This is a genomic window from Tabrizicola sp. T74 (assembly GCF_057219935.1).
The window spans coordinates 488,990-502,593 of sequence record NZ_JBXVVT010000003.1 but is presented as its reverse complement, the minus strand read 5'-3'; the positions used below and the strand labels follow the sequence as shown (position 1 = coordinate 502,593).

The window sequence follows — 13,604 nt, the reverse complement described above, 5'->3', positions numbered from 1 at the left end:
CGGGCCCCCCGGCCGGGCATCAAGGGTCCAGCGCGCGGGCATCCTGGGGATGCCAGCCCACCTTGATCTTCTGGCCGGGGGTCAGCTTGGTCTGCCCCAGCGTGTTGCGCATCTTCATGACGAAATCATCCGAGCCCGCGACCTTCAGGACCGCACGCAGGATATCACCCATGTAGATCATCTCGACCACTTCGGCATCCAGCGTGTGGATGCCTGCGGGCATCATCTCGGGCTTGAACTCCACCCGTTCGGGGCGGATCGAGACCAGCGTCTGCTGGCCCTTCTGCTTGACGTTCACGGCCGTCGCATCGATCAGCTCGCCCGTGGGCAGCCGGACAAGCGCCCGGTCACCGTTCAGCTCTTCCAGCGTGCCCGGCAGCTTGTTGTTCTCGCCGATGAACTGGGCGACAAAGCTGTTCTCGGGGCGCTCATAGAGGTCGGCCGGCGGCGCAAGCTGCTGGATCTTGCCGTCGTTGAACACGGCGACGCGGTCCGACATCGTCAGCGCCTCGCCCTGGTCGTGGGTCACGTAAACCACCGTGATCCCAAGGTTTTCGTGCAGGTGCTTGATCTCGAACTGCATGTGCTCGCGCAGCTGCTTGTCGAGCGCGCCCAGGGGTTCGTCCATCAGGACCAGCTTGGGATCGAAGACGAGAGCGCGCGCGAGGGCGATCCGCTGCTGCTGACCGCCCGACAGCTGCGCCGGCCGCCGCGCCGCAAAGGCCCCCATCTGCACCATGTCCAGCGCACGCTTGATCTTCGCCTCGCGCTCCGCCTTGCCCATACCCCGCACTTCCAGCGGGAAGGCGAGGTTCTCGCCCACCGTCATATGCGGGAAGAGGGCATAGTTCTGGAACACCATCCCGATCCCGCGCTTGTGCGGCGGCACCTGGTTGATGTTCACCCCGTCCAGACGGATCTCGCCATGGGTCGCGGTCTCAAAGCCCGCCAGCATCATCAGGCAGGTCGTCTTGCCCGACCCCGACGGCCCCAGCATGGTCAGAAACTCGCCTTTGGCGATGGTCAGGTTCAAGTCCTTCACGACCAGCGAGACGCCGTCATAGCTTTTCTGGACATGGTCAAAAGCGACGAAGGCGTCGTTGCGGGGCTCTTGCGTCACCCAAGTCTCCCTGATGGTTCCGGGGCTTTGCGCCCTCTGGCTTGATTCGACTAAAGCGAAACGCGCCCCCCAATGCAACGCACTTTTTCGACGCCAAAGAGGACTTTAGCGACCGCTTTGGGCCCCTTTGCGCCCCTGCGGGAAAAACGGTCAGAATCCGCACAACGCACGGTCGATCTGCCTGCAGACTTCGCAAGAAAAGGAGGCATTCCGGCAGTGCGGACCATCTGGAAAGGCGAAGGGCGCGGGGTTTCCCCCACGCCCCTTTGCAATGTCCGACAGGCCCTGGTGCGGATGAAAAGACTCGAACTTTCACTCCGGTTAAGGAACAGCGACCTCAACGCTGCGCGTCTACCAATTCCGCCACATCCGCATGCAGGGTCATCAGAACGCGGCCTCTATAGACCAGCCCCCTGCGCCTGCCAAGAGGGCTTTACCTACTGTTTGCGGCTTTCTTTGCGACGGATTGTCTTGCCCTTCCAGGCCAGGGCTAGCCCTGCGAAGACCACGACGGCGGTCGCCACGAAGCCCGCCCAGGGCGCGGCCGGAAACAGGGTTTCGCTCATCCGCCGCCCGGGCAGAAGGGTGAAGAGGCCCGCAATCCCGACAGCACCGGTAAACACCGTCAGCATCGCGCGCCGATGGTCCTCGATGCGGCCCGCGCGCGCATGGCCGACCCCCTCCCACAATCCGATCAGCGTCAGGACCGACAGGATATGGATCATCGAGAAGGGACCGAAGCTGCGGATTTCGGTGATGAAGAACGAACTCAGCGCCGTCCCCGCCATCGCTGCGACCCAGGCCTGGCCAAGACGGCGGTGCCAGGCGTCCCGGCTGCGCCGCAAAAGCGCTGCAGGGCCAAGGAGCACGGCGGCGAGGGCCAGAACGACATGCACCTGAATGATTGGCGGTGCGGCCAGCAGCGGGGCTAGGTCCAAGTTAGACTCCATGGGCTCGCCCGGCCTTGCGACGGCACCGGGCAGCGTTACATTCGGCGCCGCACTCCATGTCCTGCGGGTGCCACTTCGGACAACACCGGCTGCGTGAATGGAGACAAAGGCTTCGTGACCAACACACCCCTGTCATCCGCGCTGCGCGAGATACGGGCGCATCTGTCCAGTCCGGTGGTCGTTGCGGCCCTGGCCGGGACCTCGGTGATTCTGGTGCTGTCGGGGCCGTTCCGCACGCTTGACCTTCTCGCGCCGGTGCCGCGGGCCGCCTATTGGGCGACGGTCGTCTTCGGCACCTATGTGATCGGCACGGTCATCTTCACCCTGCTTTACCGGTGGCCCCGGTTCGGCAAGCTGCATCCGGTCATGCGGGTCGCCACGGCCAGTCCGATCATGGGTCTTGCGGTGGCAGTCTTTCTGGCGGCACTGGACTTCGGAATTGGGCAGGATCCCCCGCCCGACCTTGCCTCACTCGCCGGGCTGGTAACGCTGGCTGCGGTGATCTCGGCGGTGGTCCTGATCCCGCAAGAGCTTGCGGCCGCCCGACAGCCGGTTGCCGCTGTGCCAGAAGCCGCAGGTGACCGTCCCCCCGCCATCCTCGCCCGCCTGCCTGTCGATCGGCGCGGACCCCTGATTGCCCTTTCGGCCGAGGACCATTATGTCCGCGTCATCACCACGGCGGGCGAAACGCTGGTGCTGATCCGGCTTGGCGACGCGATGGGCGAGACGGGCGATGTGCCGGGTCTGCAGGTCCACCGCTCGCACTGGGTTGCCCGGGACGCCGTCCGGGCCGTGCGGCGGCTCGGCGATGGCGCGGTGGTGACGCTGGAAACGGGCCAGGACGTGCCGGTCAGCCGCCGCTTCGTCCCGGCCTTGCGACAGGCGGGGCTTCTACCGCTCCGGACAGGGGACTGAGATGCCAGAGTGGATGACTTCGGACGGTCTGACCGACTATCTGTCTGCCGTGGCCCAGATGGAGGCGCGCGCCGAAGCGATTTCCGCCGGTCAGGCTGATGAACTCATCTGGCTGGTCGAACATCCGCCGCTCTATACTGCCGGCACCTCGGCCAAGCCCGCCGACCTGGTCCAGCCCGACCGCTTTCCGGTCTATCCGGTTGGCCGCGGCGGGCAGTACACCTATCACGGGCCGGGCCAGCGGGTGATCTACACGATGCTGGACGTCAAGGCGCGGGGCCAGGACGTGCGCTGCTTTGTCCGCGCGCTGGAGAACTGGGTCATCGCCACCCTGGCCGAGTTCAACGTCAAGGGAGAGATTCGCCCCGGTCGCGTCGGCGTCTGGGTCACCCGCCCCGCCAAGCCGCCAAACCCCGACGGCACCCCGCGCGAAGACAAGATCGCCGCCATCGGCATCAAACTCCGCCGCTGGGTCAGCTTTCACGGCATCTCGATCAACGTCGAGCCCGACCTCACGCACTTCGACGGCATCGTGCCTTGCGGCATCCGCGACCATGGGGTGACCAGCCTCGTAGACCTTGGCCTGCCGGTGACGATGGCTGATCTTGATGCAGCCCTCATGGCCACCTTCGACCAAGGCTTCCAGGCAGTCTGCGCAAGGAAAGATGTCGCATAGCACTAAGATGCTATTGCATATCAAGGCCCCCCGCCCCCATCTTCCCGCCGTGGGAGCGCCGCGTTGCGCCCCGTTGTACACGAGGACAAAATGAAGAGCTTGACTGTTCTTGCCGTTGCCGCCGCCGCGCTGGCTGCCCCCGCATTCGCGGGCGACCCGGCCGCAGGCGAGGAGACGTTCAAGAAATGCAGGGCCTGCCATTCCGTGATCGCTCCGGACGGCACCGAGTTCCAGAAGGGCGGCCGCACCGGTCCGAACCTTTATGGCGTCATCGGCCGCGGCATCGCCTCTGACCCCGATTTCAGCTATGGCGACTCGCTCGCCGCCCTGGGCGCTACCGGCGCGGTCTGGGACGAGGCCAGCCTTGCCGCCTATACCGCCAACCCGGCCGAATACCTCAAGACCGCACTTGGTGATCCGGCGGCCAAGTCGAAGATGTCCTTCAAGCTTGCCGACGGCGGCGCGGATGTCGCGGCCTACCTGGCTTCGGTCGCGCAGTAAGCACGCAGGACTTGCGGAACGGGCGGCCCGAAGGCCGCCCGTTTCCATGTCTGACCTCAGGGTTCCCGCATCAGCCCGTCGCCGAACGGATGGTCAATCACCATGCGCCACTCGCCTTTCGTGTCGCGGGTCAGCACGGCGACCGACAAGGCACGGAACTTCGCGCCATCCGGGCCCTGCCCTTCCCAATCCATCAGGTGCAGCGCGGTGTCGCCCGCCACGATCACCTCATGCCGACCGGGAACGAACGGAAAACCCGCGGCGACAAAGCCCGTGAACATCTCGGTCAGGGCCGCCTCACCAATGACCGGTCCGCCGGGACTGCCGACCACAACCGCGCCGGGCCAGTAGGTGGCCATGATCCCGGGCACATCGCCCGCGGCAAATGACGACATCATCCGCTCGATCACGGCCAGAACGGCCGTCTCGTCGGACGGGTCAGCCGAGGCGGCCGTCCCAAGGGCTATTGCGCCGGCCATCAGGGCACCGACCGATTTCTTCTTCATTTCATTCTCCTGTGTTCGAGGTGAAACCGTGATAGCCTTGGTCAGTGTCAGAAAATGGCAGTGGCTTGCCGATGCGTCTGTTTCGCCTGCTTTCGCTTCTCGATGCGCTGCGCCTTCGGCACAGTCCGGTGACGGCCCGCCAGATCGCCGCCGACTGCGGCATTTCGCTGCGCACCGCCTATCGCGACATTGCCGACCTGCAGGCCATGGGCGCCCCGATCCGGGGAGAAGGCGGCGTGGGCTATGTGCTCGAACCGGGCTATTTCCTGCCCCCGCTGGGGCTGGATGACGAAGAGCTCGAGGCGCTGGCGCTTGGCGCCGGATTGGTTGCCGCCCGCGGCGACCCCGCCCTTGGCCGGGCGGCCCAGCGTGCCCTGACCAAGATCGCAGGGGCGAGCCATGCCGAACGCCGCGCCACCCTGGCCGAACCGATCCTCGGCGCAGGCCCCTCGCCAGTGGCCCTGCCGATTCCGGACCTCGCCATAATGCGCCGCGCGATCCGTGACCGGACCAAGGCCGAGATCGACTATCTTTCGCTCGCGGGTGTGGCCTCGCGCCGCAGGGCCAGGCCACTGGGGCTCACGGTCTTCGATCACGTCTGGCTTTTGACCATCTGGTGCGAAACTGCGCAAGATTTCCGCCACTTGCGCGCCGATCACATCACCCGCTTTGCCACGTTGGCCGACCGGTTCCGCGCCGAACCTGGCAAGCGGCTGGTCGACTGCCACCGCCGCGAAGGGCGGGTGCCGTTCCCGAAAGCCATCGAGGGCGAAAAACTGGATTGATTTCTGCCCCCTGCGGCAAAGTCATGCATTGCGACCTTGCTCTGGCGCGGCTAAAGACAACCTCACAAGGGAAACCGGGCAGTCCGGCAAACGGACGCGAACGGCATCACGGAACGACCAAAGCGGAGGACGCCAATGGCGGACGCAGCCATCCACGGCCACGACGATCATCATCGACCCGGGTTCTTCACCCGCTGGTTCATGTCCACGAACCACAAGGACATCGGGATTCTCTATCTCTTTGTCGGGGGCCTTGTCGGCCTGATCTCGGTCATCTTCACGCTCTACATGCGGCTCGAACTGATGGAGCCGGGTGTCCAGTACATGTGCCAGGAAGGCGCGCGCTTTGTCGCCGATGCCGCCGCGACCTGTACGCCGAACGGGCACCTCTGGAACGTGATGATCACCTATCACGGCGTCCTGATGATGTTCTTCGTGGTGATCCCCGCGCTCTTCGGCGGTTTCGGCAACTACTTCATGCCGCTGCAGATCGGCGCGCCGGACATGGCCTTCCCGCGGATGAACAACCTGTCGTTCTGGCTTTACGTCGCCGGGACCTCGCTGGGCGTGGCCTCGATGCTGGCGCCGGGCGGCGGTGGCGACCTCGGGCCGGGCTCGGGCGTGGGTTGGGTGCTTTACCCGCCGCTGACCACCACGGCCGAAGGCGGCTATGCGATGGACCTGGCGATCTTCGCCGTCCACCTGTCGGGTGCCTCCTCGATCCTCGGCGCGATCAACATGATCACGACCTTCCTGAACATGCGCGCGCCCGGCATGACGCTGCACAAGGTGCCGCTCTTTGGCTGGTCGATCTTCGTGACCGCCTGGCTGATCCTCTTGGCCCTGCCCGTACTGGCCGGCGCCATCACCATGCTGCTCACGGACCGCAACTTCGGCACCACCTTCTTCACGCCCTCGGGCGGCGGTGACCCGGTCCTCTACCAGCACATCCTGTGGTTCTTCGGCCACCCCGAGGTCTACATCATCATCATCCCAGCCTTCGGGATCATCTCCCAGGTCATCTCAACCTTCGCCCGCAAGCCGATCTTCGGCTACCTGCCGATGGTCTACGCGATGGTGGCAATCGGTGTCCTCGGCTTCGTCGTTTGGGCGCACCACATGTACACCGCGGGCATGTCGCTGACCCAGCAGTCCTACTTCATGCTGGCCACGATGGTCATCGCGGTGCCGACCGGCATCAAGATCTTCTCCTGGATCGCGACGATCTGGGGCGGGTCGGTCACCTTCGAGACCCCGATGCTCTGGGCCTTCGGCTTCCTGTTCCTGTTCACCGTCGGTGGCGTGACTGGGATCGTCCTGTCCCAGGCTCCGGTGGACCGCGCCTATCACGACACCTACTACGTCGTGGCGCACTTCCACTACGTGATGTCGCTGGGCGCCGTGTTCGGGATCTTCGCCGGGGTCTACTTCTGGATCGGCAAGATGTCGGGCCGCCAGTACCCGGAATGGGCGGGCAAGCTGCACTTCTGGGCCATGTTCATCGGTTCGAACCTGACCTTCTTCCCGCAGCACTTCCTGGGCCGCCAGGGCATGCCGCGCCGCTACATCGACTACCCCGAGGCTTTCGCCTACTGGAACTACATCTCCTCGATCGGCGCCTTCATCTCGTTTGCCTCGTTCGTGTTCTTCATCGGGATCGTGTTCTACACCCTGATGTGGGGCCGCCGCGTGACCGAGAACAACTACTGGAACGAACACGCCGACACCCTGGAATGGACCCTGCCCTCGCCGCCGCCCGAACACACGTTCGAGCAGCTGCCGAAGCAGTCCGACTGGGACAAGGGCCACGCGCACTAAGCGCCTGATCTGAAACAAGGGCCCCGGGCTGCAAATGCCCGGGGCCTTTTCCATTCCTGAAAGGGTCCTCCGATGCGTGTCCTGGTGTTTCTACTGGTGCTGATAACGGTGGCCTTCGCGGGCTATGTCGGCATCAACGGTTACTTCCTGGCCCATACCACCGCGGGCCTGTTGAAAGTCGGCCCCATCGCCGCCTCCCTCGCCACCGCCGAGCCGCCCAGCGATCCGCTGACGATCGGCTACCGCGGCGATCCGATGACCGCGCTTTCCCTGCCCTACCAGACCCTGTCGCTCGAAACTCCCTTAGGCCCCGCCGAGGCCTGGTTCGTCCCCGCCGCTGGTCCCGAAACCGGCCGCGCCGTCTATGTCCACGGCATCGCCGGCGCGCGCGAGGACGGCTACCGCACCCTGCAGATCCTGCGCGAGGCCGGCTGGTCGGTCCTCCTCATGACCTACCGCAATGATGCCAAGGCCCCCGCCGATCCGGGTGGCTCCTACGGCTTCGGCCTCCTGGAATGGCCTGACCTTGAGGCCGCCGTGGCCCAGATGGCGCCCGAGGACACCAGCCCCGGCATCCTCGTCGTCGCCGATTCGATGGGCGGCGCGATCCTCGGCCAGTTCCTGGCACAGAGCCCGCTGGCCGGGCGGGTCAAGGCCGCAGCGCTGGACAGCCCCGGCATCAGCTTCCACGGGGTGATCGACCATCTGGCCGCCCAGTCCGCCAAACCCCTGCCCGGCGTCTATGCCTGGGTCGCCCGGCAGATCCTGCCCTGGACCAGCCATCTTGACCTTGCCAGGGCCGAGGTCGCCGACACCTTCGCCGCCTTCCCCGGCCCCCTGTTCATCGCCCACGGTGCGGCCGACCGGATCGTGCCCATCGCGCCCTCCCAGGCCCTCGCCACTGCCCGCAGCGCGCCCACCGTGACGCTCTGGACCGGGGCCGACCACCTCGGCTCCTACGCCGAAGACCCGGCCGCCTTCCGCAAGGCCTTCCAGGATTTCCTCGCATCGATCCCCTGACCCGACCTCTCGCATGCCCTACGAATGGCTTCCCCCCGAAGATGGCCAGGACCACCTGCAGCTCTGGCCGCACCGCTCGCTCAGCCAGCGCGGCTTTGTCTGGTTCATTGGCCTCACCGCCGCGCTGATCGCCGTGCCGCTGATCGGCATCCTCGGCACCCCGGTGCTCTGGGCGCTCTTGCCTTTCCTCCTCGGCACGGTCTGGGCGATCTGGTTCGCGCTGAGGAAGAACGGCCGCGACCGCGACATTGTCGAGGACCTGCGCCTGTCGCGGGACCGGATCACGATCGTCCGCCACGGCCCGAAAGGCCGCCGCCAGGACTGGGAAGCGAACCCCTACTGGGTCCAGGTCCGACTGCACGAAACCGAAGGTCCGGTGCCGAACTACCTGACGCTCAAGGGCGACGGGCGCGAGGTCGAACTCGGCGCCTTCCTGTCCGAGGATGAGCGTATCGCGCTGAAGGATGACCTGGAACGACGGCTGCACGCGCGGCGGTGACAGACCAGCCCCGGCCTACAGCATCGGCACGCAGCCATAGTCCTGTTCCAGCTGCGAGGTGACCCAGCGGATCCAGCTGTCCCCCTTGCGGATCATGATCAGGCCCGTCGTCAGTTCGGACCGCCCGATCTCCTCACCTTCCGAGAGGTCGTCCAGGACCACCTCGCCCAGCCGGACCAGGCTCGCCTCAAGCGCTGCGTGGGCCAGTTCGCCCTGCTTTTCGGGCGACGCCCCATCCGGGCCGGCCTTGCACTGATAGACGTAGGTTTCGCCCCAGGCCGTGGTTAGCTCGACACGGGTCCGGTCGGCATCCAGCATGGCAAGCATCTGTGCCAGATCGAAACCGATGCCCAGAACGAGCCCGAACCCCATCGCTAGCCCAGCCGCGCCTTCACCAGCGCACCGACTGCGCCGAAATCCATCTGGCCGGTGTACTTCGCCTTCAAGGCCGCCATCACCTTGCCCACGTCACGGATACTGGCGGCCCCCGTCTCGGCCACTGCCGCATCGACCGCCGCCGCAACTTCGGCCGCATCCATCTGGCGCGGCAGGAATTCCCGGATCACCCCGATTTCGGCCAGTTCCTTCTCGGCCAGTTCCAGCCGACCGCCCTCTTCATAGGCGCGGGCCGATTCCTGGCGCTGCTTCACCATCTTGCCCATGATCTGCAGGATTTCGGCCTCGCCCACCTCGCCCGCGTCGCTTTCGCCCCGGACAGCGATCTCGCGGTCCTTGATGGCGGCGTTGATCAGGCGCAGGGTGGACAGGCGGTCCGCCTCCTTGGCCTTCATGGCCTCCTTGAGGGCCGTCTGCAGACGGTCGCGCAAAAGCATGGTTGGTCTTTCCGATAGTTTCCCCAGACCGGCAGTCTACCCTGAACCGACCTGCACCGCAACCACGCCCGATTTCGTCAACCCATTGATACGCATGGAAAATCCTTTTCACGCCAGCCCTTGACCCTGCGCCCCCCGCCCCTTAGGTTCCGCGCAATTTACCCAAAGGGAGAGTCGCCCATGCCTGCGCCGCAGAAGCCTACCGCCTGCCTCGCACTTGCCGACGGCACCCTGTTCTACGGCCACGGCTTCGGTGCCACGGGCGAAACCGTCGCGGAGCTTGTCTTCAACACCGCCATGACCGGCTACCAGGAAATCATGACCGACCCCTCCTACGCGGGCCAGGTCGTGACCTTCACCTTCCCCCATATCGGCAACACCGGCGTCACGGTCGAGGATGACGAGACCGGCACCCCTGCCGCCGCCGGCATGGTGGTGAAATGGGACCCGACCGAGCCCTCGAACTGGCGCGCGACGGGTGAGCTGACGGAATGGCTCCTGAAGATCGGGAAGATCGGCATCGGCGGGATCGACACCCGGCGGCTGACCCGGGCGATCCGCCAGCAGGGCGCGCCGCATGTCACTCTCGCGCATAACCCTGAAGGCCGCTTCGATATCGAGAAACTTGTCGCCAAGGCCCGCGCCTGGAAGGGCCTCGTCGGCCTCGACCTGGCGAAAGACGTGACCTGCGCCCAAAGCTACCGCTGGGACGAGAAGCGTTGGGCCTGGCCCGAGGGCTATACCCGCCGCGAAGGCCCGGGCTTCAAAGTCGTCGCCATCGACTACGGCGCCAAGCGCAACATCCTGCGCTGCCTGGCCTCGGTCGGGTGTGAGGTCACCGTCCTTCCCGCCACTGCCACCGCCGAAGACGTCCTCGCCCTGAACCCCGAGGGCGTGTTCCTCTCGAACGGCCCCGGCGACCCGGCGGCCACCGGCGCCTATGCCGTGCCGATGATCCAGGGCGTTCTGAAGAAGGATCTGCCCCTCTTCGGCATCTGCCTTGGCCACCAGATGCTGGCCCTCGCCCTTGGCGCCAAGACCCGGAAGATGAACCATGGCCACCACGGCGCGAACCACCCGGTGAAGGACCTGACCACCGGCAAGGTCGAGATCACCTCGATGAACCACGGCTTCACCGTCGATGCCGACACCCTGCCGAAAGGGGTCAGCGAAACTCACGTGAGCCTCTTCGACGGCACCAACTGCGGCATCGCGGTGGACGGCAAGCCGATCTATTCCGTCCAATACCACCCCGAAGCCTCGCCCGGGCCCCAGGACAGCTTCTACCTGTTCGAACGCTTCGCCGAGGCCATGAAATACCGCCGAACTGCCTGATTCCGGACACAAAACCTTAACGGCCCGTTAACCGCGTCCCGCCAGTCTGGCCTTGCACCAGAAGGGGACCGGCATGGCTACTGCCGAACGGATCGCTGATCTTCCACCTGCTCCGCCATCGGGGCGTCGCCGCTTTGCCGTTGGCGCCTCGCTTCTCCGCGCGGGCGTCGTAGCCCCCGAAGAGATGCTCACCGCCCTCTCGCATCAGGGGCGTGAGGCCGGTCGCCTGCCCGACGTACTGCGCACCCGGGGCCTCGTGGTCGAACGCGACCTTCTCGGCGTCGACGCTCGCAACTACGGCATCCGCGTCGTCGACCTTGCCACCGCCCTGCCCGACCCCCGCCTGATCGACGCCGTCGGCGTGCAGGACTGCCTGCGCCACGGCCTTGTGCCCTGGCAGAAGGTCGGCGGGGTGACCGTCGTCGCCACCTCCCGCCCCGAGGAGATCCAGCGCATCCGCCCGATGCTGGAAGACCGTCTTGGCCCCGTCGCCATCGGCATCGCCTCCCCGCGTGAAATCCCGGCCGCCCTCCACGCCCGCCGCGGCGACCGCCTGGCCCATGCCGCCGAGAACCGCGTCGCCGCCGCCGAAAGCTGCCGCAACTGGCCGCGCCTGACCCGCTCGCCCCGCGCCATGATCGCGCTTGGGCTCATCCTTGCGGGCCTGATCCTCGCCCCCCTTGCCACCGGCCTTGCCGCGCTGGCCTTCGCCACGGTCACGCTCGCCTGCCTGACCGTCCTGAAGATCGCCGCCACCATCGCCGCCCTCCGCGCGCCGCTTCCCGGCCCGGAACCGGCCACCGACGCGATCCCCCCCGTCGTCTCGATCATCGTCGCGCTCTACAATGAGGCCGACATCGCCCCCCGCCTTGTCCGCCGCCTCGCGCGCCTCGACTACCCGGTCGAGCTTCTGGATGTCATCCTCGCCGTCGAGGCCGAGGATCACGTCACCCTCGACGCGCTGGCGAACGCCGAGCTTCCCCCCTGGATGCGCGTCGTCGTGGTGCCTGAAGGCCAGGTCAAGACCAAGCCCCGCGCGCTGAACCACGCCTTTGACCACGCCCGCGGCGCGATCATCGGGGTCTACGATGCCGAGGACGCGCCCGAACCCGACCAGCTGCACCGCGTCGTCGAACGCTTCCAGCGCTCGGGCCCAGAGGTCGCCTGCCTGCAGGGGGTCCTCGACTATTACAACCCCACCACCAACTGGCTTAGCCGCTGCTTTACCATCGAATACGCCGGCTGGTTCCGCCTGGTACTGCCTGGCCTCGCCCGCCTCGGCCTTGTCGTCCCCCTGGGTGGCACGACGCTCTTCTTCCGGCGCGAGGTGCTTGACCGGCTCGGCGCATGGGACGCCCATAACGTGACCGAGGACGCCGACCTTGGCATCCGCCTCGCCCGCCACGGCTACCGCACCGACCTGATCGACACTGTCACCCTGGAAGAGGCGAACTGCCGCCCCGTCCACTGGGTCAAGCAACGCTCGCGCTGGATCAAGGGCTACATGATGACCTGGGTCGTCCACATGCGGCAACCGGTGCAGCTCTGGCGGCAGCTTGGACCGCGCGGCTTCCTGGGCTTCCAGGTGCTGTTCCTTGGCACGATCGCGCAATTCCTGCTCGCGCCGCTTCTATGGTCCTTCCTCCTCCTGCCCTTCGGCTTCGACCACCCGCTCTATGCCGCCCTGCCGGTTGCCGCCGTCTGGGCCATCGCCGGGGCTTTCTTCCTGTCAGAGGCGACCAACATCCTGGTCGGCGCGCTTGGCCTGAGCCGGACGAAACACGGCCTCAGCCGGATCTGGGTGCTGACGCTCAAGGTCTACTATCCGCTCGCGTCCATGGCCGCCTACAAGGGCCTTCTGGAACTGGCTACCCGACCCTTCTACTGGGACAAGACCACGCATGGCCTCTTTGACCCGGCGGTGGAGGGCAAGGACTGATCCACCCTTCGCACGGGGGTCAGCGCATCTTCAACTCGCCCGCGTCGACCCGCAGGCGCGTCTCGAAGGCCTGGCTGATATGCGATTTCAGCGCCTGATAGGCCGCCTCGCCATCCCCCGCCTCGATCGCCGCGACGATCTGGGCATGTTCCTGCAACGCCACTTCGTCCCGCCCCTCGGCCGCGAACGAGGTATTGGCCATCAGCGCCATGCTGCGATGCACCAGGTCCAGCTGCTGCACCAGAAACCGGTTGTGGCTCGCCAGGTGGATCTGCTTGTGGAACCGCTTGTTGGCCCGGCTCAGCGCCTTGGGATCACCGCCCAGAAGCGCGCGGTCCTCCGCCACCATGCTCTTCAAGACCCGCACTTCCTCGGGCGTCGCATGCCGGGCCGCCAACCGTGCCGCCAGCCCCTCCAGCTCGGTCCTTACGGTGTAAAGCTCGGCCAACTGGTTGTGGTCCAGGCTCGCCACGATCAGGCTGCGGCCGTCGCGCGTTAGCATCGCCTGCGTCTCCAGCCGCTGCAGCGCCTCGCGCACCGGCGTCCGGCTGACCCCCAGCCGCTCGGCCAGCTCGCTTTCCACCAGCCGGTCGCCGGGCTTGTAGACCCCGGCCTCGATCGCTTCCATCAACAGCGTATAGGCGTCTTTCTGCACCGGCGTCGTCCCTTGATCTGCGGCGCGGACCCTAACGCGCAGGCCCCGCTGC

15 protein-coding genes and 1 tRNA gene are annotated in these 13,604 nt (G+C 66.3%); 9 read left to right on the top strand and 7 right to left on the bottom strand.

The window, feature by feature from the left end:
- Positions 1-19: 19 nt before the first annotated feature.
- The 3 genes from AC2EAL_RS11975 to AC2EAL_RS11965 form a co-directional block, all read right to left on the bottom strand.
- Positions 20-1,120 carry an ABC transporter ATP-binding protein gene (locus AC2EAL_RS11975; RefSeq protein ID WP_484724443.1) on the bottom strand — a complete coding sequence of 367 codons (1,101 nt, stop codon included), beginning with the start codon at positions 1,118-1,120 and terminating at the stop codon, positions 20-22.
- A 286-nt stretch (positions 1,121-1,406) separates the two neighbouring features.
- Positions 1,407-1,493, bottom strand: a tRNA-Leu gene (locus tag AC2EAL_RS11970).
- Positions 1,494-1,557: 64 nt separating this feature from the next.
- A complete protein-coding gene (locus AC2EAL_RS11965) occupies positions 1,558-2,058 on the bottom strand; it encodes a DUF2306 domain-containing protein (protein WP_484724442.1) in 501 nt (166 codons plus the stop codon).
- A gap of 126 nt (positions 2,059-2,184) precedes the next feature.
- Here AC2EAL_RS11965 and AC2EAL_RS11960 point away from each other — a divergent pair, with 126 nt between their 5' ends.
- The 3 genes from AC2EAL_RS11960 (at position 2,185) to AC2EAL_RS11950 (ending at position 4,162) form a co-directional block, all read left to right on the top strand.
- Complete coding sequence (locus AC2EAL_RS11960) at positions 2,185-2,985, top strand: LytTR family DNA-binding domain-containing protein (RefSeq protein WP_484724441.1); 801 nt, start codon at positions 2,185-2,187, stop codon at positions 2,983-2,985.
- A gap of 1 nt (position 2,986) precedes the next feature.
- Positions 2,987-3,661, top strand: coding sequence for a lipoyl(octanoyl) transferase LipB (gene lipB, locus AC2EAL_RS11955; RefSeq protein ID WP_484724440.1), 675 nt, complete (start codon positions 2,987-2,989; stop codon positions 3,659-3,661).
- 90 nt (positions 3,662-3,751) lie between these two features.
- On the top strand, positions 3,752-4,162 hold the full coding sequence (locus AC2EAL_RS11950) for a c-type cytochrome (RefSeq protein ID WP_484724439.1): 411 nt from the start codon (positions 3,752-3,754) through the stop codon (positions 4,160-4,162).
- 56 nt (positions 4,163-4,218) lie between these two features.
- Here AC2EAL_RS11950 and AC2EAL_RS11945 read toward each other — a convergent pair whose 3' ends face one another.
- Positions 4,219-4,668 carry a YybH family protein gene (locus tag AC2EAL_RS11945; RefSeq protein WP_484724438.1) on the bottom strand — a complete coding sequence of 150 codons (450 nt, stop codon included), beginning with the start codon at positions 4,666-4,668 and terminating at the stop codon, positions 4,219-4,221.
- 71 nt (positions 4,669-4,739) lie between these two features.
- Here AC2EAL_RS11945 and AC2EAL_RS11940 point away from each other — a divergent pair, with 71 nt between their 5' ends.
- The 4 genes from AC2EAL_RS11940 to AC2EAL_RS11925 all read left to right on the top strand — a co-directional run bounded on the left by AC2EAL_RS11940 (position 4,740) and on the right by AC2EAL_RS11925 (position 8,790).
- Positions 4,740-5,453, top strand: coding sequence for a helix-turn-helix transcriptional regulator (locus AC2EAL_RS11940; RefSeq protein ID WP_484724437.1), 714 nt, complete (start codon positions 4,740-4,742; stop codon positions 5,451-5,453).
- Between the two features lie 135 nt (positions 5,454-5,588).
- On the top strand, positions 5,589-7,271 hold the full coding sequence (gene ctaD / locus AC2EAL_RS11935; RefSeq protein ID WP_484724436.1) for a cytochrome c oxidase subunit I: 1,683 nt from the start codon (positions 5,589-5,591) through the stop codon (positions 7,269-7,271).
- A gap of 72 nt (positions 7,272-7,343) precedes the next feature.
- Positions 7,344-8,291, top strand: coding sequence for an alpha/beta hydrolase (locus AC2EAL_RS11930; RefSeq protein WP_484724435.1), 948 nt, complete (start codon positions 7,344-7,346; stop codon positions 8,289-8,291).
- Between the two features lie 13 nt (positions 8,292-8,304).
- On the top strand, positions 8,305-8,790 hold the full coding sequence (locus AC2EAL_RS11925; RefSeq protein ID WP_484724434.1) for a DUF2244 domain-containing protein: 486 nt from the start codon (positions 8,305-8,307) through the stop codon (positions 8,788-8,790).
- Between the two features lie 15 nt (positions 8,791-8,805).
- On the opposite strand, the gene AC2EAL_RS11920 is transcribed toward AC2EAL_RS11925, so the two are convergent.
- Both AC2EAL_RS11920 and AC2EAL_RS11915 read right to left on the bottom strand, forming a co-directional pair.
- Entirely contained in the window at positions 8,806-9,162 is a 357-nt protein-coding gene (locus AC2EAL_RS11920; protein WP_484724433.1) for a hypothetical protein, read from the bottom strand.
- 2 nt (positions 9,163-9,164) lie between these two features.
- Complete coding sequence (locus AC2EAL_RS11915) at positions 9,165-9,623, bottom strand: GatB/YqeY domain-containing protein (RefSeq protein ID WP_484724432.1); 459 nt, start codon at positions 9,621-9,623, stop codon at positions 9,165-9,167.
- Positions 9,624-9,803: 180 nt separating this feature from the next.
- Between AC2EAL_RS11915 and carA the strand changes: the two genes are divergently transcribed.
- On the top strand, positions 9,804-10,958 hold the full coding sequence (gene carA, locus AC2EAL_RS11910) for a glutamine-hydrolyzing carbamoyl-phosphate synthase small subunit (RefSeq protein ID WP_484724431.1): 1,155 nt from the start codon (positions 9,804-9,806) through the stop codon (positions 10,956-10,958).
- Positions 10,959-11,031: 73 nt separating this feature from the next.
- Positions 11,032-12,897 (top strand): glycosyltransferase, encoded by a 1,866-nt coding sequence (locus tag AC2EAL_RS11905; protein WP_484724430.1) that lies wholly within the window; start codon positions 11,032-11,034, stop codon positions 12,895-12,897.
- A 19-nt stretch (positions 12,898-12,916) separates the two neighbouring features.
- Here the strand turns inward: AC2EAL_RS11905 and AC2EAL_RS11900 are convergent, their stop codons facing one another.
- A complete protein-coding gene (locus tag AC2EAL_RS11900; protein WP_484724429.1) occupies positions 12,917-13,552 on the bottom strand; it encodes a GntR family transcriptional regulator in 636 nt (211 codons plus the stop codon).
- Positions 13,553-13,604: the final 52 nt, after the last annotated feature.